Origin of the sequence: Microbacterium proteolyticum, assembly GCF_030818075.1 — a bacterium.
Lineage (GTDB): Bacteria > Actinomycetota > Actinomycetes > Actinomycetales > Microbacteriaceae > Microbacterium > Microbacterium proteolyticum_A.
In genome coordinates this window covers 1,241,324-1,259,445 of the sequence record NZ_JAUSZZ010000001.1, presented here as the reverse complement: position 1 = coordinate 1,259,445, position 18,122 = coordinate 1,241,324, and the positions used below count along the sequence as shown (strand labels likewise).

Annotated in this window: 16 protein-coding genes and 1 pseudogene; 12 read left to right on the top strand and 5 right to left on the bottom strand. The window is 71.0% G+C overall.

What is annotated here, in order from left to right:
• Window positions 1-69: 69 nt before the first annotated feature.
• The 4 genes from QE392_RS05815 (at window position 70) to QE392_RS05800 (ending at window position 5,415) form a co-directional block, all read left to right on the top strand.
• Window positions 70-1,026, top strand: a complete 957-nt coding sequence (locus QE392_RS05815) for an AraC family transcriptional regulator (protein WP_307449332.1) — start codon at window positions 70-72, stop codon at window positions 1,024-1,026.
• 193 nt (window positions 1,027-1,219) lie between these two features.
• Window positions 1,220-3,076 carry a beta-glucoside-specific PTS transporter subunit IIABC gene (locus tag QE392_RS05810; RefSeq protein WP_307449326.1) on the top strand — a complete coding sequence of 619 codons (1,857 nt, stop codon included), beginning with the start codon at window positions 1,220-1,222 and terminating at the stop codon, window positions 3,074-3,076.
• A gap of 18 nt (window positions 3,077-3,094) precedes the next feature.
• Window positions 3,095-4,510, top strand: a complete 1,416-nt coding sequence (locus QE392_RS05805) for a glycoside hydrolase family 1 protein (RefSeq protein ID WP_307449322.1) — start codon at window positions 3,095-3,097, stop codon at window positions 4,508-4,510.
• A 59-nt stretch (window positions 4,511-4,569) separates the two neighbouring features.
• Complete coding sequence (locus tag QE392_RS05800) at window positions 4,570-5,415, top strand: Cof-type HAD-IIB family hydrolase (RefSeq protein WP_307449317.1); 846 nt, start codon at window positions 4,570-4,572, stop codon at window positions 5,413-5,415.
• A 216-nt stretch (window positions 5,416-5,631) separates the two neighbouring features.
• Here the strand turns inward: QE392_RS05800 and QE392_RS05795 are convergent, their stop codons facing one another.
• Window positions 5,632-6,333: a GntR family transcriptional regulator gene (locus QE392_RS05795; protein WP_307449313.1), complete on the bottom strand. Its 702-nt coding sequence runs from the start codon at window positions 6,331-6,333 to the stop codon at window positions 5,632-5,634.
• 187 nt (window positions 6,334-6,520) lie between these two features.
• On the opposite strand from QE392_RS05795, the pseudogene QE392_RS17510 reads away from it, so the two are divergent.
• The 7 genes and pseudogenes from QE392_RS17510 to QE392_RS05760 form a co-directional block, all read left to right on the top strand.
• Window positions 6,521-6,763 (top strand): annotated as a pseudogene (locus QE392_RS17510) (ABC transporter permease); the annotation flags it as partial.
• Between the two features lie 160 nt (window positions 6,764-6,923).
• The gene (locus QE392_RS05785; RefSeq protein WP_307449308.1) at window positions 6,924-7,442 is read left to right on the top strand and encodes an ABC transporter permease; all 519 of its coding nucleotides are present in this window, start codon (window positions 6,924-6,926) and stop codon (window positions 7,440-7,442) included.
• A gap of 498 nt (window positions 7,443-7,940) precedes the next feature.
• Complete coding sequence (locus QE392_RS05780) at window positions 7,941-8,339, top strand: ABC transporter permease (protein ID WP_307449305.1); 399 nt, start codon at window positions 7,941-7,943, stop codon at window positions 8,337-8,339.
• A gap of 21 nt (window positions 8,340-8,360) precedes the next feature.
• A complete protein-coding gene (locus tag QE392_RS05775; RefSeq protein ID WP_307449303.1) occupies window positions 8,361-9,980 on the top strand; it encodes a dipeptide ABC transporter ATP-binding protein in 1,620 nt (539 codons plus the stop codon).
• Complete coding sequence (locus QE392_RS05770) at window positions 9,977-11,515, top strand: ABC transporter substrate-binding protein (RefSeq protein ID WP_307449300.1); 1,539 nt, start codon at window positions 9,977-9,979, stop codon at window positions 11,513-11,515. The genes QE392_RS05775 and QE392_RS05770 overlap by 4 nt, the downstream gene beginning before the upstream one ends.
• Window positions 11,512-12,735 (top strand): amidohydrolase family protein, encoded by a 1,224-nt coding sequence (locus QE392_RS05765; RefSeq protein ID WP_307449297.1) that lies wholly within the window; start codon window positions 11,512-11,514, stop codon window positions 12,733-12,735. The genes QE392_RS05770 and QE392_RS05765 overlap by 4 nt, the downstream gene beginning before the upstream one ends.
• Window positions 12,735-13,724, top strand: coding sequence for an ornithine cyclodeaminase family protein (locus tag QE392_RS05760; protein WP_307449295.1), 990 nt, complete (start codon window positions 12,735-12,737; stop codon window positions 13,722-13,724). The genes QE392_RS05765 and QE392_RS05760 overlap by 1 nt, the downstream gene beginning before the upstream one ends.
• Before the next feature lie 307 nt (window positions 13,725-14,031).
• Here QE392_RS05760 and QE392_RS05755 read toward each other — a convergent pair whose 3' ends face one another.
• The 4 genes from QE392_RS05755 to QE392_RS05740 all read right to left on the bottom strand — a co-directional run bounded on the left by QE392_RS05755 (window position 14,032) and on the right by QE392_RS05740 (window position 17,466).
• Window positions 14,032-14,895 carry an SDR family oxidoreductase gene (locus QE392_RS05755; protein ID WP_307449293.1) on the bottom strand — a complete coding sequence of 288 codons (864 nt, stop codon included), beginning with the start codon at window positions 14,893-14,895 and terminating at the stop codon, window positions 14,032-14,034.
• Complete coding sequence (locus QE392_RS05750) at window positions 14,892-15,668, bottom strand: enoyl-CoA hydratase/isomerase family protein (RefSeq protein WP_307449290.1); 777 nt, start codon at window positions 15,666-15,668, stop codon at window positions 14,892-14,894. The genes QE392_RS05755 and QE392_RS05750 overlap by 4 nt, the downstream gene beginning before the upstream one ends.
• A complete protein-coding gene (locus QE392_RS05745) occupies window positions 15,665-16,426 on the bottom strand; it encodes an SDR family NAD(P)-dependent oxidoreductase (RefSeq protein ID WP_307449287.1) in 762 nt (253 codons plus the stop codon). Before QE392_RS05745 ends, QE392_RS05750 begins: the two co-directional genes overlap by 4 nt.
• A gap of 80 nt (window positions 16,427-16,506) precedes the next feature.
• Complete coding sequence (locus QE392_RS05740) at window positions 16,507-17,466, bottom strand: hypothetical protein (RefSeq protein ID WP_307449285.1); 960 nt, start codon at window positions 17,464-17,466, stop codon at window positions 16,507-16,509.
• 99 nt (window positions 17,467-17,565) lie between these two features.
• On the opposite strand from QE392_RS05740, the gene QE392_RS05735 reads away from it, so the two are divergent.
• Window positions 17,566-18,060, top strand: a complete 495-nt coding sequence (locus QE392_RS05735) for a GNAT family N-acetyltransferase (RefSeq protein WP_307449280.1) — start codon at window positions 17,566-17,568, stop codon at window positions 18,058-18,060.
• Window positions 18,061-18,122 lie beyond the last annotated feature (62 nt).

The window sequence follows — 18,122 nt, the reverse complement described above, 5'->3', positions numbered from 1 at the left end:
GCGCACGACGAAACGCGATCGTCACGCGAGCGCTTCTCTCGGACCGCCTCGAGGAGCAGGATGAGACGCATGGTGCGGCGAACGGCGGCGTCGGTCTCGGAATGGGAGGCCCTGTCGAGCGCCGCGTTCGTGCCCCTCCGCGTCGTCGCCGACGGTCCTTTCACGGCGCAGCTCGATCACCGGGGCCGCGCGCGGGCGGCGATGTCGTCGGTGCGGTCCGGGGCATGCCGCGTGCTGCGGGACCCGGCAGCCGCGTCGGGCTCCGCCGACGATCTCGCCCTGTTCAGCTTCCAGTACGGCGGGCGCAACCTCGTCGAACAGAACGGCCGGCAGGCCGTCGTGGCCCCCGGCCACAGTGTCCTCTACCTCACCCGGTCGCCGTATGAACTGGCCTTTCCGGGACCGTCCGACCTCATCGTGCTGCAGGTGCCGACCGACTGGTTCGGGATGCCGATGTCGTCGCTGACCGCACTCTCCGCCCGCACGATGTCGGCCCGCACCATGTCGGCCCATGGTGCCGCTGCCTTGCGGACGGCGAGCATGATCGTACGCTCGCATTTCGGCGACAATCCCGTGTTCGAGGACGAGGGCCATGCGCTCCGCGCCGCCACGGAGTTGCTCGTCGCGGCGCTGCGACGAGAGAGCCGTCGGCCCGCGTCCGGGCTGTCGCACGACGCGCTGTACGCCTCTTTCCGCCGCACGATCGCGGACAATCTCGACGACCCCCTCCTGGGCGTGCCCGCCATCGCCGACCTTCACGGCGTGTCGGTGCGCACCGTTCACCAGATCTTCGCCGAACGCGGCGAGCGCGCCGCCGCCCTCGTGCGCGCGCAGCGCGTCGCTCGAGCCCGCACCCTTCTGCGCGAGACGACGCTGCCCGTACCCGACGTGGCCCTGCGGTGCGGCATCCCCGATCCGACCGTGTTCGCACGGACGTTCCGCCGCGAAGACGGACAGAGCCCCACGCAGTTCCGTGCGGCCTCGAACCAAACGATCGCCCCACCCCCGGCATCCGGCGTGCTATAGTCGCCGTCGCAGGCGTCATACCTGCCGACGTTTTTCCGGATTGTTACCGCGCGAGCGGGCAAGACCTGAATCCACACCTCTGACGAGCGGTGAACGGATTCGGGTCTTTTTTATTGCCCGAAACATTCCCGAGTCGTCGCCACCGAACATTCGAACGGGCCGCACCGAAGCGGCGAAAGGCAGGCGGATTCCGATGACGGATCACGCGAAGACAGCAGCGGCGGTACTCACCGGCGTCGGCGGAGAGGGCAACATCACCTCGATGGTGCACTGCGCGACGAGACTCCGGTTCGTGCTCAAAGACGAGGGCAAGGCGGATGCAGCGGCGCTGCGCGCCACCCCGGGCGTCATCACCACGGCGCAGGCGGGCGGGCAGTACCAGGTCGTGATCGGCAACGACGTCCCCGAGGTGTTCGCGGCGATCCAGGCCGCCACGAAGGGCGGTGGCAGCGACACCCGAGCGGGCGAGGCCCCCACGGGCAACCCGTTCAATCGGTTCATCCGGATGATCGCCGCGATCTTCACTCCGGTCCTGTGGGCGCTCGCGGGCACCGGCCTGCTGAAGGCCTTCCTCGCGGCCGCGGTCACCTTCGGGTGGATGGACACGACCACCACGACGTACACGATCCTGAACGCGCTCTCCGACGCGTTCCTCACCTTCCTTCCGCTGGCCCTGGCGATCACCGCCGCCCGGTACTTCCGCGCCGCGGAGTTCACCTCTCTCGCCATCGCCGGCGCGCTGGTGTACCCGTCGATCGTGGCCCTGAACGGTCAGCCCGACATCACGTTCTTCGGCATCCCGGTGACGATGGTCAGCTACGTCTCGAGCGTCATCCCGATCATCGTGATCGTGTGGCTGCAGGCGTACGCGGAGCGCTTCCTCCTGAAGGTGCTGCCCAGCGCCGTTCGACGGTTCCTGACGCCGATGATCGTGGTGCTGATCGCGGTGCCGCTGGTCTTCGTCGTGATCGGACCGCTCTCGAACCTCCTCGGTACGACGCTCGCCTCGGGCATCGGCTGGATCTTCCAGACCGTGCCGTGGCTCGGCGGTGCGATCCTCGGCGGTCTGTGGCAGGTGTTCGTGATCTTCGGTCTGCACTGGGGCTTCGTGCCGCTGTTCCAGCTCGAGTACCAGACGACCGGCTCCTTCCTGCTCTTCGGCCCGGTGTTCGCCGCGGTGCTCGCCCAGGGCGGTGCGGTGGCGGGTGTGCTCGCCCGCACGCGCAACAGGAACCTGCGCTCCCTCGCAGCTCCCGCAACGCTTTCGGCCCTGCTCGCCGGCATCACCGAACCGGCCATCTACGGCATCACGCTGCCGCTCAAGCGTCCCTTCGCCTTCGGCATCGTCGGCGGTGTGATCGGCGGCGCGATCGTGGCCACCGGCGGGGTCTTCACCCGGGCGTTCGTCGTCCCCTCGGGACTCGCGCTGCCCGCCCTGCTCGGAAACGGCGACATGGTGCTCCTCGCGATCGGTCTCGGCGCCGCCGTCGTGGTGCCCTTCGTCCTGGTTGTGCTGTTCGGCTTCGCCGACCCGGTGGACGAGTCGGTCGCGGCCGCCCCGGCCGCCGCCACCGACACCGTGGTGTCGAACCCCGTCGACGGCACGGTCGTGCCCCTCGCCGAGGTTCCGGATGCCGCGTTCGCCGACGCCTCGCTCGGCAAGGGCGTGGCCATCCGCCCGACGTCGGGCGCGGTCTACGCCCCCTTCGACGGCACCGTCGTCGCGGCCTTCCCCACCGGCCACGCGATCGGCCTGCGCGGGGTCGACGGCGTGGAGCTGCTGATCCACGTGGGTCTGGACACCGTCAAGCTCGGCGGTCAGCACTTCGCCCTGAAGGTGCAGTCGGGCGCCGAGGTGAAGGCCGGCGACCTGCTGCTCGAGTTCGACGGCGACGCCATCGAGAAGGCCGGCTACGACCTCATCACCCCGGTCATCGTCACCAACGGCGACCTGTATCCCGACATCGCCGACGCGGCATCCGGACCCCTCTCGCACGGCGAGACGCTGTTCCGCGCCGTCTCGGTCGACTCCCTGTCCACCGCCCGCTGAGCCCCGGAGGCGCAGACCATGACGACCACTCCCTTCCCCGACGGCTTCCTCTGGGGCGGCGCCACCGCCGCGAACCAGATCGAGGGCGCGTACGACGAGGACGGCAAGGGCCTCTCGGTGCAAGACGTGATGCCCCAGGGCATCTCGGGCCCGCGGAGCAATCAGCCCACGCCCGACAACCTCAAGCACGTCGCGATCGACCACTACCACCGCTACGCGGAGGACATCGCGCTCTTCGCCGAGATGGGCTTCGGCGTGTACCGCTTCTCGATCGCGTGGAGCCGGATCTTCCCGAAGGGCGACGAGACCGAGCCGAACGAGGCGGGACTGGCGTTCTACGACCGCATCCTCGACGAGCTCGAGAAGCACGGCATCGAACCCCTCGTGACGATCTCGCACTACGAGACGCCGCTGCACCTCGCCGAGCAGTACGGCGGCTGGACGAACCGCGCGCTCATCGGGTTCTACGAGCGCTATGCCCGTACGCTCTTCGAGCGCTTCGGCAGCCGCGTGACGTACTGGCTGACGTTCAACGAGATCAATTCGCTCCTGCACGCGCCCTTCATGAGCGGCGGCATCCCGATCCCCGAGGGCGGTGTTCCCGAGCAGCAGCTGTACCAGGCGATGCACCACGAGCTCGTGGCATCCGCCCGGGCGACCCGTATCGCACGAGAGGTCGCTCCCGCGGCGAAGGTCGGCTGCATGGTGCTGTCGATGCCCGTGTATCCGCTGACGCCGTCGCCCGACGATGCCCTCGCGGTGATGGATGCCGACCACGGCAACCTCGTCTACGGCGACGTGCACACCCGCGGGGCCTACCCCGGGTACTTCCTGCGGACGCTCCGCGAGAAGGGCATCGAGCTCGACATCACCGACGAGGACCGCGACGACCTGACGAACACCGTCGACTTCGTCTCGTTCAGCTACTACATGTCGATCGCCGAGACCGCCGACCCCGCGAAGCGCGTCACGGGCGAGGGCAACATCATGGGCGGTGTCTCCAACCCCACGCTCCCGGCGAGCGAGTGGGGCTGGCAGATCGACCCGGTGGGCCTGCGCCTCGTGCTCAACCAGTTCTGGGACCGGTGGCAGAAGCCGCTGTTCATCGTCGAGAACGGCCTGGGTGCCCGCGACCAGCTCGTCGAGGTCGACGGCGAGAAGACCGTCGTCGACGACTACCGCATCGCCTACCTCAACGACCACCTCGTCCAGGTCGGCGAGGCGCTCGAGGACGGCGTCGACGTGCTCGGGTACACCTCGTGGGGTTGCATCGACATCGTCAGCGCCAGCACCGCGCAGCTGAGCAAGCGATACGGTTTCATCTACGTCGACCGCAACGACGACGGAACCGGGACGCTGAAGCGCTACCGGAAGAAGTCGTTCGGCTGGTACGCCGACGTCATCCGATCCAACGGCGCATCCCTCACCCGCTGATCCCCGTCCGGGGCGGCCCCGGGCCCTCGTGGCCCGGGGCCGACCCCCTTGGAGTGCACATGACCCGCATCGCCTTCCTCGACGTCGACGGCACGATCCTCGAGCACGGCTCGGTGATCGCGCCCTCGACGGTGGATGCCATCAAACAGGCCCGCGCGAACGGCCACCTCGTGTGGCTGTGCACCGGCCGAGCCGAGGCCGACATCCACCCCGACGTGGTGGCCATCGGCTTCGACGGGGCGATCTCCAACGGCGGCGCGTACGCCACCCGCGACGGCGAGCTGCTCCTGGAGCGGACGCTGCCGGAGGGCGACGTGACGGCCTTGGAGGCGTACTTCCAGAGCCATGGCATCCACTACTTCCTGCAGACGCACGACGCCGTCTACGCCTCGCCGGGCATGGCCGACACGATGGAGGAGTTCCTGCGAGCCCGTCATGCCCAGCGCGCCGACGAGCTGGCGGCGCTCGGGCTGCCCTCCGACATCGACCACCGCCAGCGCGACCTGCGTCCCGTCGCCCACGTCGACCGCGATCGCGTCGCGAAGGCCGTCTTCGTCAGCCCCTCCCCCGACACCGTCGCACACGCCGCGGCCGAGCTCGGCGAAGGCTTCCACGTCATCCCGGGTTCGATGCCCCTGCCCGGCGGCTCCAACGGCGAGATCGGGCGAGCCGGCGTGACCAAGGGTTCGGCCATCACGGAGGTGCTGGGCGTGCTCGGGCTGTCGGCGACGGATGCCATCGGCGTCGGCGACAGCTGGAACGACGTCGAGATGTTCGAGGTCGTCGGAACACCCGTCGCGATGGGCAACGCCGAGCCCGAGCTGCAGAGCTTGGCGGGCCGGGTGACCACCGCGGTGCTCGAGGACGGCGTGCGCAACGCGTTCGCGGAGCTGGGCCTGATCTGAGACCCGCGGGCTGCCGCCCACGCGCCGCGCACCGGCACCCCCTTGCGCCGCGCACCGCCGCCGCTACGCCGCGCGCCGCCGCCGCTACGCCGCGTTCGCCACGCCGCGCTCGCTACGCATAAACACCATCGGTGCGCAGAAACACGCCGGCAGCGTGTTTCTGCGCACGGATCGTGTTTATGCGTGGGCTTCGCGCACGCGCGACTCCCCCGGGGGTCACACGCCGGAGACCACGCGGCGCGTACGCCTCCGACGGACGGGCGGGCCGGCGACCGGGAGCCGCTCGATCAGCCCGGGCATCGACTCCACGCGCGCGCGCTCGACGTGGGCCGCGGCGAGGGTCTGCGCGAGCATCACGTGTCCGCCGACGATCGCCTCCACCATCTCGGCGTGCTCGTCCCACCTGCCCACCGTGTCGCGCTCGGGCGTGAGACGGAAGAGCCACCGCGTGCGTCCCGTGAGCAGACCGCTCATGCGGGAGAGCAGGGCGTGTCCGGCGAGGGCGAAGATCTCGTCGTGCAGGTCGGAGTTGCGCGACGACGCCGAAGCCTCGGCCACGGCGTCGACGTGGGCGACCTCGAGGGCGGCGCGCAGCGCCGTCGTGTCGGCACCCTCGGCCGCCCGGCCGGCGGCGAGCGCCGCCGCGAACGGCTCGAGCTGCATGCGCATGTCGAAGAGCTCCCGCGCGTCGTCGACAGTGAAGCGGTGCACGACGGCCGCACGGCGGTGGGCTGACGACACGAACCCCTCTGCCTCGAGCACGTGCAGCGCCTCTCGGACGGGCACGCGGGAAACCCCGAGCTCCTCGGCGATGTCGCGCTCTCCGAGCTTGGCGCCCATGTCGATCTCGCCGGTGATGATGCGCTCACGCAGCACGTGCGCGATGCGCCGGCCGGCCGCGTCGATGTCGTCGTCCACGCGTCCATCCTGACAGGGACGGGGCGGGGCGCGAAACTGGTTTCTGGTATGCCATAGCCGCGTTTGAGTCTCGTATGAGCCGTCTCAAATACCTTTTGGTACGCCAAAGTGACATCAACGTAAGGATTGCATTGCGTGTTCGTTACATCAGCTTGGTATACCCGTTGCACGCCGTAGCGTCGCCTCCGTGCTCGCCTTCCTCCTCCGCCGCCTCGCCCTGGCCGGCGCCACGGTCTTCCTCGTGGTCACGATCGGCTTCGTCCTCGGTCGCCTCACCGGCGCCCCCGGTGCACTCCTCCTCCCCGACAACGCCAGCAGTGCCGACGTCGACGCCCTCAACGCCACACTCGGGTTCGACCGGCCGGTCATCGTGCAGTACCTCGACTTCCTCCGCGGGGTCGTCGTCGGCGACCTCGGCGACTCGTACCGTCTGCACGAGTCCGCGCTCGGACTCGTGTGGGAACGTCTTCCCGCCACGGTCGAGCTCGCCTTCTGGGCGTTCATCGCCGGCTTCGCCCTCGCGCTCGTCGCCGCCGTCGTCATCCACCTCACCGGCAGCAGGGTGCTGCGCGCGGTCATCGGCTGGCTGGGTGGGCGCAACCCGTCAGGCTGTGCCCGACTTCTTCTTCGCACTCCTGCTCGTCCTCGTCTTCTCCGTCTCGCTCGGACTCCTCCCCTCGCTCGGCCGCACGAGCCCATCGAGCCTCGTGCTCCCGGTCGTGACCCTCGCCACCGGCCAGTTCGTGATGTACCTCCGTCTGCTCGACGCCGCCCTCAGCGATCAGGCCGGAGCGGACTACGTGCGCACGGCCTTCGCCATCGGCCAGTCGCGGCCGAAGATCCTGTTCACGCAGATGCTGCCCAATGCTCTCCCGCCCGTTCTCGGCATGGCCGGACTCAACCTGGGCGGCCTCCTCGGCGGCACCGTGGTGGTCGAGGTGGTCTTCGCCTGGCCGGGCCTCGGGAGCCTTCTCACGGATGCCGTGAGCCAACGCGACTTCCCGATCGTCCAAGCGGGGCTCCTCTTCGTCGCCGTCGCCTTCGTCGTCGTGAACACCCTCGTCGACCTGCTCGTCGCCCGCATCGACCCCCGAACGGCTGCCTCATGACCACCGTCGTCCTGCCCCCGCTTCCCGAGGCCGCCTCCGCGGCGCTCCCCCCGCGCCCCCGTCGTCGGCGCCCACGCGCCTCGGCCGTGGCCGGCGTCGCGATGCTCGCGATCGTCCTCGGCGTGACCGCCGTCCGACCCCTGCTGCCCGGCTTCGACCCGTTCGGGCAGAATCTCTCCCGCGCGCTCCTCCCGCCCTTCACCGACCCCGCGTCCCCGCTCGGCACCGATCCGCTCGGGCGCGACCTCCTCAGCAGGATCGCCCTCGCCTCGGCCGTCACCCTTGGCATCACGGTGGCGATCGTCTGCCTGAACGCGGTCATCGGCACCGCGGTCGGCATCCTGTCCGGCTTCTTCGGCGGGCGGATCGAGTCCGGCCTGTCGGTGCTGTCGAACACGGTGCTCGCGATGCCGGTCGTGCTGCTGCTCATCGCCGTCTGCGCCGTCGTTCCGCCGAGCGCGGGTCTCACCATCCTGGTCGTCGGTTTGCACGTGGTGGGTGGGCTACGCCCGGGTCACCCGCAATGTCGCCGCCGCCCTGCGGGGGCAGGACTTCGTCATCGCTCCGCGCACGCAGGGCGCCGACCGCTTCTGGTCGCTGATCCGGCATGTGCTGCCGAACGTCTGGCCGCACACGCTCATCATCGCCGCGACCGACATCGCCACCATCGTTCTGATCGAAGCGTCGCTGGAGTATCTCGGTCTCGGCGTGCAGCCGCCCACCCCGAGTTGGGGCGCGATGATCTTCGACGGCCAGAAGTACCTGGCCACCGACCCCTGGCTGGTGATCCTGCCGGGCCTGGCGATGTTCCTCGCCGTGGGCGGCGTGCAATTCCTCAGTCAGCAGTTCACCGCGGAGGCGCGCGGCGCCTTCCTGCGCAAGGGAGCCCGCCGATGAACCACCCCGTCCTCACGATCGATGACCTGCGCCTCGACGTCGACACAGACGACGGCCCTCGCACGGTCGTCGAAGACGTCTCGTTCGAGGGTCGCTCCCTCGGCGGCCCTCGGCGTCGTCGGCGAGTCCGGATCGGGCAAGAGCCTGACCATGCTCGCAGCCCTGGGCCTGCTCCCCCCGGGCGTGCGCGTCGCGTCGGGACGCGTGCGCATCGACGGCCGCGACGTGACGACGCTGGGCGAACGAGACCTCCGCCGGATGCGCGGACGGGTCACCGGCATGGTCTTCCAGGACCCGATGTCCGCGCTCAACCCCCTCCGCGCGGTGGGAGCGCAGGTCGCCGCCGCGGTGCGGGCGCACTCCCCCGGCACCTCGCGCACTGCGGCCCGGCGGCGGGCCGTCGAGCTGCTGACGTCGGTCGGGGTGCGCGATGCCGCCGATCGCGCCGCAACGCGTCCCCACCAGTGGTCGGGCGGGATGCGCCAGCGCGCGGTCATCGCGATGGCCATCGCCAACGACCCGCTGCTGCTGATCGCCGACGAGCCGACCACCGCGCTCGACGTCACCGTGCAGGCGCAGGTCATGGCCCTGCTCGACGAGGTGCGCGAGCGCACCGGTTCCGCTCTCGCGCTGATCAGCCACGACCTCGGTCTCGTCGCGCAGCACACCGACGACCTCGTCGTCATGCGGTCGGGCCGGGTCGTCGAGCGCGGCCGGACCCGCGCGGTGCTCTCGACCCCCACCCACGAGTACACGCGCCGTCTCCTCGCTGCCGCTCCCTCGACGCGGACCGGAGCCGGTCGACCGGCGGTCGTCGAGACCGCCGAGGAGCCCGCCCTCGAGGTGACCGACCTCGTCGTGGAGTACCCGGGTCGGCGCGGCCGTCGCACCCGCGCGGTCGACGGGGTGTCGCTGCGCATCCGCGCGGGCGAGACGGTCGCTGTCGTCGGCGAGTCCGGATGCGGCAAATCGTCTCTGCTGAGAGCCATCCTCGGGCTCACCCCGGCGAGCGCCGGCACGGTCCGCTTCGAGGGGCGCAGCGCCTCCCCCGACATCGCCGGGCGCAGCGCCGAGCTGCGCTCCCGCGCGCAGGTGGTGTTCCAGGATCCGTCGTCGGCATTGGATCCGCGCATGAGCGTGGCGCGCTCCGTCGGCGAGCCGCTGAAGATCCGCCGGGCTTTCACGTCGACGCGCGTGCGGACGCTGCTGGACGGCGTCGGTCTCGACGCGTCGTTCGACGATCGCCTCCCCACCCGACTGTCGGGCGGCCAGCGCCAGCGCGTCGGCATCGCCCGGGCGCTCGCACTGGACCCCGCCATCGTGCTGCTCGACGAGCCCGTGTCGGCTCTCGACGTGTCGATCCAGGCTCAGGTCCTCGATCTGCTCGGCACCCTCCAGCGCGAGCAGCGGCTGGCCTACCTCTTCGTCTCCCACGACCTCGGCGTCGTGCGGGGCATCGCCGATCGCGTCGTCGTCATGCAGGCCGGACGCATCGTCGAGGAGGGCCCCACCGAACGCGTCTTCGCCGAGCCCCGGCATCCGTATACCCGCACGTTGCTGGATGCCATCCCTCACTTGTCCACCGAACCGACTTCCCTGTCTCCGTTCTCCGCGTCACCCACCCGAAAGGCCCTCACATGACCCGCTCGACAGTCCGCCGCGCTCTCACCGGCGCCGCCGCCCTCACCCTCGGCAGCGTGATCCTCGCCGGATGCGCCGGCGGGTTCGACTCTCCGTCCGCCTCGGGCGGCACCGCCCGCACGAGCATCACCGCGGCGCTGCCCACCGACCCGAGCTCCATGGACCCCATTCGTTCCGGTGCCCTCGTGGTGCTGTCGGTGTTCTTCCACACCCACGACCAGCTGGTGAAGATCGCCGCCGACGGCGCGCTCGAGCCGAAGCTCGCCACCGCGTGGACGGCGAACGACGACCTGACCCAGTGGGAGTTCACCCTCGCCCCCGACGTCACCGCCAGCAACGGCGAAGCCATCGATGCCGACGACGTCGTCTTCACGTACGAGACGATCCTCAGCGACCCCAGCGGCGAGAACTACGCCTACCTGTCCTCCCTCGACCGGGTCGAAGCCGTGGATGCCACCACGGTGCGCTTCTTCCTGAAGCAGCCGTTCTCGGCCTTCCCCCGCAACACCTCGCTGATCTCCATCGTCCCCGCCGACACCTATCAGGAGATGGGCGCCGATGCCTACGCGAAAGACCCCATCGGATCGGGGCCCTACGTCTTCGAGAGCATCACGACGGGCGTCTCGTACGACCTGAAGCGCAACGATGACTACTGGGGTCCCGCCCCCGCCCTCGAGGAGATCTCGTTGCAGCCCGTCTCGTCCACCGAGTCGCGCGCGAACGGGGTGCTCTCGGGCAGCCTCGACGTCGCCCAGATCGGGCCGACGCAGGTGGCGTCGGTGAAGGCCGCGCCGTCGGCGCAGACGTTCTCGGCCGCCTCGAACGGCGTCGTCTTCCTCGGCGTCAACTCCACGTCCGGTCCCCTCCAAGACGTCCGCGTCCGCGAAGCGGTCGCCAAGGCCATCGACACCGGAGCCATCGTCGACTCGCTCCTGTCGGGGCTGGCCGAACCCGCGAAGGCCATGATCGCCCCCGCGGTGGAGGGCTACTCCGACTCCGTCGAGTCCGTCGGCTACGACCCCGACGGCGCGCGCGCCCTGCTGGCCGAGGCCGGGTACGACGGAACACCGATCCCGTTCGACTACGCGACCGACGGCCGCATCCCCCTCTCGAGCGAGGTCGCCCAGAGCATCCAGGGCTACCTGCAGGCCGTCGGCATCGCCGTCGACATGCGCGGAGCCGACCAGCAGAGCCACACGCTGAAGGTGCGCGGAAAGGAGATGAAGGGCGTCTACCTGAACACCTGGGCGCCTTCCACGCTCGACGGCGACCTGCCGCTCACGGACTTCTACGAGACCGCCGGCAACAACAACTACGCCCAGGATCCCGCCACCGCGCAGTGGGCGGCCGAGCAGCGCGGCGTGGAGGGTGACGCTCGCCAGGAGGTGTTCGCGAAGCTTCTGGATTACAGCAACACACAGGGCTATTTCGTGCCGCTGTACGTGCCTTTCAACAACTTCGCTGCCGTGAGCGGACTGCGCTGGACCCCGCGCGCCGACGGTCTGTACGACTTCACCGGAACGAGCTTCGAATGACCTCCACCGTCGTCGCGGACGTCCGCCCCTGGGGCGGCCCCGCCTCCGACGTCACCCTGACGGACGGCCGGATCAGCGGCATCCACCCCGCCGGCACGAAACCCCTCGACCCGGGAGCCGGCAGGGTGGAAGGCCGCGGCCGCATCCTGCTCCCCTCGTTCGCCGACGTGCACGTGCACCTCGACTCGACGCGCATCGGCCTGCCGTTCCGACCCCACACCGGCGTGCCGGGCGTCTGGGGCATGATGCTCAACGACCGCGACAACTGGCGCCACGCCGAGCGGAGCATCGAGCACCGGGTGGCGACGACGCTCGAGAGCGCGATCGCACGCGGCACGACCCAGGTGCGCACCTACGCACAGGTCGACGTCGACGCCGGAATGGAGCGGTTGGATGCCGTGCTCGCGGCGCGCGAGGCGAACCTCGACCGCTGCGAGGTCGAGATCATCGCGTTCCCGCAGGCGGGTCTGCTGCGCGAAGCGGGGTCGATCGACGTGCTCGAGGCGGCGATGGCCCGCGGCGCCGACGTGGTCGGCGGCATCGATCCCTGCGCGCTCGACCGTGATCCGGTGCGTCACCTCGACGCCGTGTTCGCGATCGCGGAGCGCCACGGCGCCCCGATCGACATCCATCTGCACGAGCCCGACCAGCTGGCGAAGTTCTCGACCGAACTGATCATCGAGCGCACCCGCGCCCTCGACATGCGCGGTCGCGTGACCATCTCGCACGGCTACGGGCTGGCCCGCCTCCCCGAGAAGGAGCTTCGGGCGCTGCTCGAGGAGTTCCGCGACCTGGGCATCTCGATGGCCACCGTGGCGCCGCAGGCACCGCTGCCCACACGCCTGCTCGACGAGTACGACATCGCGCTCGGGCTCGGTCAGGACGGGCAGCGCGACTACTGGTCGCCCTACGGCAACACCGACATGCTCGATCGCACCTGGCAGCTCGCTTTCACCAACGGCTTCCGCCGTGACGAGGACATCGAGCACTGCGTCGCGATCGCCACGGTGGGCGGCCGTGCCGTGATGGGCCGCGCAGCGATGCCCGCGCACGGCGCGGAACGGCCGGGCCTCGCCGTCGGCGACCCCGCCGACCTCGTCGTGGTGGCGGGCGACACCGTCACGGCGGCCGTCATGGATCGCCTGAACGATCGCACCGTGCTGTTCCGCGGGTCCGTCGTGGCCGACGCGCTCGAGCTGACCGAGGGGAGCCGCGCCTGATGCTGCTGCTCAGCACTCCCCAGCTCGAGGGTCTCGTCGATCGGGATGCCATCACCGAGGCCGTCTCGCGCGGGTTCGCCGAGATCGCCGAGGGCCGGGCCGACCAGCCGGGTCCGACCTCCATGGCCACATCGGCCGACTCCGCACGGTTCATCCTCATGTCGGCGGTGTCGGAGGCCTCCGACCTCGCGGGCGTGAAACTGCTCGCGGATGTCCCCGACAACGCGGGTCGGCACTTGCCGACGCAGCGATCGATGATCCTCGTCGTGGATCGCGTCGACGGCTCCCCCGTCGCGCTCCTGCACGGCGCGGTGCCGACCCGGGTGCGCACGGCGGCAGCGAGCGCCGTGGCCACCCGCATGCTCGCCCGCCCCGACAGTCGCCGCTTGGGCCTCATCGGCGCCGGCGCGCTCGCGCGGGAACACGCCCTGGCCCTTCGCGACGTGCGTCCGTTCGACCGGGTGGTGGTGTGGTCCCGCACCCGCGAGCGCGCCGAGGGCCTTGCCGCCGACCTGCGGGCAGAGGGCTGGCCGACGACGATCGAGGTCGCGGCATCCCCGCGCGACGTGGTCGAGCAGACCGACGTCGTCTGCACGCTGACCCCGTCGGTGGAGGCCATCGTCGAGGGCGCCTGGCTGCGCCCGGGACAGCACCTCAACGTCGTCGGCGCTCGGCCGCGCGCTGACGAGCGTGAGGTCGACGGCGAGGCGATGGCCCGCGCGTCGATCTGGGTCGACGACCGGGCGACCGCGCGGACGAAGTCGGGCGATCTGCTGCGTGCGATCGCCGAGGGCGCGATCGCCGAGACCGACGTCGTCGGCACGATCGGCGAGGTCGTCGCCGGCCTCGTGCGGGCCCGCCGGTCGCCCGACGAGATCACCCTGTTCGACTCGGTGGGGATCGGCGCGCAGGATGTCGCGGTGGCCGACGTCTTCATCCGCGCCGCCCGCGAGCGGGGACTCGGCACACTGGTCGACCTGAGCGCGTAGGCGTACGCGTACGCGGGCGATCGCCCCCGGCCGGGTGCGTCCGGTCGGCGCCTCACCGCCGCTCCGCGCCCGAGTGGCGTCGCGGTTCGCCCGCGTCCAGCCTCCCGCCCCACGCATAAACACGATCCCTGCGCAGAAACACGCCGACAAAGCGTTTCTGCGCACGGATCGTGTTTCTGCGTGGGCGGATGCCGTGCACCACGCCCCGAGTGAACGACCGGCTGCCACGCGCTCTGCGGCGCGGCGCCGCAGCACCCCGCCGTCTCGCCAGGCCGCGCGACGCCGCCACCCGCGGCCGCGACACGCGTCAGTCCAAGAAGATGTCCGGGTACATCGCCTCGTCCGGCGTCCCCGGCACGGCGGCGTAGCCCGAGAAGTCGGTCACCCCGGCAGCGAGAAGCACGTCCTCGACGATCAGCGTCTGCCCGGTGCGCTCGCGCGACGGGGCGGTCAGCACCTCGTAGGCGGCATCCGCGTAGATCTCGGGCGTGCGCGACACGCGCATGAGTCGGTCACCGCCGATGACGTTCTGCACGGCCGCGGTCGCGATCGTCGTGCGCGGCCACAGGGTGTTGGCGGCGATACCGGCGTCGGCGAACTCCGATGCCAGGCCAAGGGTCGCCATCGTCATGCCGAACTTGGCGAGGCTGTAGCCGGTGTGCGCGCCCAGCCAGCGAGGTGTCACGTTCAGCGGCGGTGACAGCGACAGGATGTGGGGGTTCGCGGCCTCCCGCAGCTGCGGCACGGCCGCGCGCGAGAGCAGGAAGGTGCCGCGCACGTTCACGTCCTGCATCAGGTCGTACTTCTTCGTCGCGAGCTCGAGCGAACCCGACAGGTCGATGACGCTGGCGTTGTTGACCACGATGTCGATGCCGCCGAACTCGCCGACCGTCCTCAGCACGGCCTCGGTGATGGATGCCTCGTCGCGCACGTCGCCGACGATGGGCAGCGCCTGACCGCCCGCCGCCCGGATCGCCTCCGCGGCCGTGTGCACCGTGCCCTCGAGCTTCGGGTGCGGGCTGTCGGTCTTGGCCAGCAGCGCGACGTTGGCACCGTCGCGCGCGGCGCGCAGCGCGATCGCGAGGCCGATGCCGCGGCTCCCGCCCGACAGGAGGATGGTCTTTCCCGAAAGCGGGCTCGCGCCGGCGGCGGCCGAGTCGGCGGAGGTCATGAGCGTCCTTTCGCGGAGGCGGCGGCGAACGCGGCGACCCGCGCCTTCGCCTCCGGGGTGTCGAAGGCGGCGCCGATGGTGGCGGCCTCGTCGGCGAGATTCTCGGCGAACGTGCGTCCGGCGCCCACGCGCACCAGGCGCGTCGCCTGCCCGAACGCGGCGGTCGCGCCGTCGAGCCAGAAGCGTGCGATCTCCTCCACGCGCGCAGCCAGAGCACCGGATGCCACGACCTCGGCGACGAGGCCCCAGTCCCGGGCCTCCGCGGCATCCAGCATCCGATCCTGCAGCAGGAGCTGCAGCGCCCGACGCTGCCCGATCGCCGCGGGAAGGAGGGTGGAGACGCCGAGGTCGGGGGTGAGTCCGATGTTGGCGTACCGGCTGACGAAGCGCGCGTTCTCGCCGGCGACGACGTAGTCGGCGGTCAGCATGAGCCCGAGGCCCCCGCCCGCGACCGCGCCCTGCACGGCGGCGACCATCGGCAGCGGCGCCTCGACGAAGGTGCGGACGCCGTCGTGGATCGCCTCGGCCGTCGCGGTGACGTCGGCCCCCGAGGAGCCGGTCGTCGCCATCGCCACGACGTCGCCACCCGCGCAGAATGCGGGGCCGTTGGCATCCAGGATCACCGCTCCCACCGACGTGTCGGAGGTGACCTGGTGGGCGACCTCGCGCCAGCGCGCGGCCATGGGGAAATCCATCGCGTTGAGTGAGGCGGGGCGGTCGAAGGTGACGCGCGCGAGGCCGTCGGAGACCTGGAGCAGGATGCCGTGGCTCATCTCGGCGCCATCCGGATCGCGCCGTCGAGGCGGATGGTCTCGCCGTTGAGGTAGCCGTTGTCGACGATGGCGAGCACGAGCCGCGCGTATTCGTCGGGGGCGCCGAGGCGCGAGGGGTAGGGCACCTGCTGGCCGAGCGAGTCCTGCGCCGCCTGCGGAAGGCCCGCGAGTATCGGCGTCTCCATGATGCCCGGGGCGATCGTGACCACCCGGATGCCGTGGCGCGCGAGTTCGCGGGCGATGGGGAGCGTCATCGCGTGCACGCCGCCCTTGCTCGCGGCGTACGCTGGCTGGCCGATCTGCCCGTCGAAGGCCGCGACGCTCGCGGTGTTGACGATGACGCCGCGGTCACCGCCGTCGGTCGGATCCGTCTGCGCCATCACCGCCGACGCCTGGGCGATGACGTTGTACGTGCCGATGAGATTGACACGGATGACGCGCTCGAAGGCCGCGAGAGAGGTGGGGACGCCCTCGCGGTCGAGCACCTTCGCCGGCGGCGCGATGCCCGCGCAGTTCACGACGACGCGCAGCGGAGCCACCGCGGCGGCGCGCGCCGCGGCATCCGCGATCTGGTCGGCATCCGTCACATCCGCGGCGACGAAGGCGCCGCCGAGATCCTCGGCGACCGCCCCGCCGTCCGAGGAGGGGAGGTCGACGACGGTCACGTGCGCACCGGCCGCGGCGAGCCGACGGGCCGACGCGAGACCGAGACCCGAGGCGCCGCCCGTGACGAGAGCGGACGCTCCTGAGATGTCCATGCGTTCTCCTTCGAAGCTGAAACCGAGTCCCACCCTAGTCGAGACTCAGGTTCGCACGCAGAAGTCGGACGGGGCGACCGTCAGTCCTCCGACGCCCGCGCCCCTCGACGAAAGCGGCCCACACGCGGGGGAGCCGATTGCGATCCGTCGTCGACCAGGAGGATGGTGTCGCCGGAGGTCCAGCCGTACCCCGCCCGGAGGCGGGCGTCGAGCGCGGAGAGCGCGTCGGGCACGACCACATCGACCCCGCGGGGCACGTCGACCGCCGTCTCATCGAGGTCGCGCGCCGCGGCGCGCAACTCTCTCACGAGCTCACGCATCCGGTCCGACCCGAAAGCGGCGGATGCCAGATCCCAGTCGCCCACCACGACCACCGTCCCGCCCGCCCTCGCGGCCGGCGGCGCCGCAACGCGCGGACCGAACCGCACGCGCACGACCGCCGCCCCGATCAGCAGCACGGCGAGCGCGCCGAGCACCGTCGTCGGCCCGAAGGAGAAAGCCGCAGCGTACAGCGGCGAATCCCAGCCCGCGACGGCCAGCACCACCACCCGCGTGAGGCTGAACACCGCGTACACGCCGTTGACCGTCGCGATGAACCACAGCGGCCCGGACGGCTGGGGGCGCAAACGGGCGACCACGCACAGGCACGCCCCGCAGGCGAAGGTGAGACACAGCGCCTTCACGGCGAGCGAGCCGGGAAGCGGCACCGTGAGAGCCACCGCGCCCACGATGATCGCCAGCGACAGCGCGCCGACCGCCGCACGGCGCACGCCTCGACCGGCGAGCACGCACACTGCCACGACCATCAGAGCCGGCGCCGACACCATCGAGACATCTCCGAAAGCGAGCGTCAGGATGCCGCCACCGGCTCCGTGGATGAAGTACATGGCGCTGGAGCCGACGGCGGCCACACCGGACGCGGCGGCGAAGCGGAGGAAGAGCGTCAGCGGGCCCGGGGTGCCGATGCGCGGCACCGCGACGAAGAGCACCGCGGCAGCCACCGCGACGCACACTCCCAGAAGACCGAACGAGAGACCCATGACAACCCACTCTCCTTCTGCCCGTCCCGGCGCCCGGCGAAGAGCTTCGCCGCACCGAGCGGGGTCGGAGACGGGGAGGGTCCATCCTAGGCTCGTCGGGTGAACGATCGACCCTTCCACATCGCGCGGGTCGACGTCGACGATCCGCGCGCCGTCTCCCTGCGCCGCATCCTGGACGCCGACCTCGACGAGCGCTATCGCGACGCCGACGCCGACGACACCCCCGAGATCGCCGCGAAGCGCGCGGCCGCGCTGGCCGTGCATCCCGAGCAGGTGGTCGCAACGCTTCTGGCGATGGATGCCGACGGCGCACCCCTCGGGCATGTCATCCTCCGCCGCCTCGGCCATGAGTGGGAGCTCAAGCGCCTCGTCGTGGTCGCGGCGGCTCGGCGGCGCGGGGTCGGTCGCAAGCTCACCGCCGAGGTCCTGGACCTCGCCCGTCGCGAAGGCGCCCGCCGCGTGATCCTGCAGAGCGGTCGGATGCAGCCGGAGTCGCTGGAGCTCTACGCCGCGAGCGGGTTCACGCCGATCCCCGTCTACGAGCCCTACGCCGAGACGATGCCGCGTTCACTGTGCTTCGAGTACGTGATGTGAGCGCCGCGTCGGCGCGGTTCGCCGAGAACGCGAAGGTGACGCCACGCCGGGGCGGGCTCGGC

Excerpts from the sequence above, each read along its gene's own strand:
- QE392_RS05815 (WP_307449332.1), top strand. The coding sequence starts at position 70 with ATGGTGCGGCGAACGGCGGCGTCGGTCTCGGAATGGGAGGCCCTGTCG.
- QE392_RS05810 (WP_307449326.1), top strand. The coding sequence starts at position 1,220 with ATGACGGATCACGCGAAGACAGCAGCGGCGGTACTCACCGGCGTCGGC.
- QE392_RS05805 (WP_307449322.1), top strand. The coding sequence starts at position 3,095 with ATGACGACCACTCCCTTCCCCGACGGCTTCCTCTGGGGCGGCGCCACC.
- QE392_RS05800 (WP_307449317.1), top strand. The coding sequence starts at position 4,570 with ATGACCCGCATCGCCTTCCTCGACGTCGACGGCACGATCCTCGAGCAC.
- QE392_RS05775 (WP_307449303.1), top strand. The coding sequence starts at position 8,361 with ATGACCTGCGCCTCGACGTCGACACAGACGACGGCCCTCGCACGGTCG.
- QE392_RS05770 (WP_307449300.1), top strand. The coding sequence starts at position 9,977 with ATGACCCGCTCGACAGTCCGCCGCGCTCTCACCGGCGCCGCCGCCCTC.
- QE392_RS05765 (WP_307449297.1), top strand. The coding sequence starts at position 11,512 with ATGACCTCCACCGTCGTCGCGGACGTCCGCCCCTGGGGCGGCCCCGCC.
- QE392_RS05760 (WP_307449295.1), top strand. The coding sequence starts at position 12,735 with ATGCTGCTGCTCAGCACTCCCCAGCTCGAGGGTCTCGTCGATCGGGAT.
- QE392_RS05755 (WP_307449293.1), bottom strand. The coding sequence starts at position 14,895 with ATGACCTCCGCCGACTCGGCCGCCGCCGGCGCGAGCCCGCTTTCGGGA.
- QE392_RS05750 (WP_307449290.1), bottom strand. The coding sequence starts at position 15,668 with ATGAGCCACGGCATCCTGCTCCAGGTCTCCGACGGCCTCGCGCGCGTC.
- QE392_RS05745 (WP_307449287.1), bottom strand. The coding sequence starts at position 16,426 with ATGGACATCTCAGGAGCGTCCGCTCTCGTCACGGGCGGCGCCTCGGGT.
- QE392_RS05740 (WP_307449285.1), bottom strand. The coding sequence starts at position 17,466 with ATGGGTCTCTCGTTCGGTCTTCTGGGAGTGTGCGTCGCGGTGGCTGCC.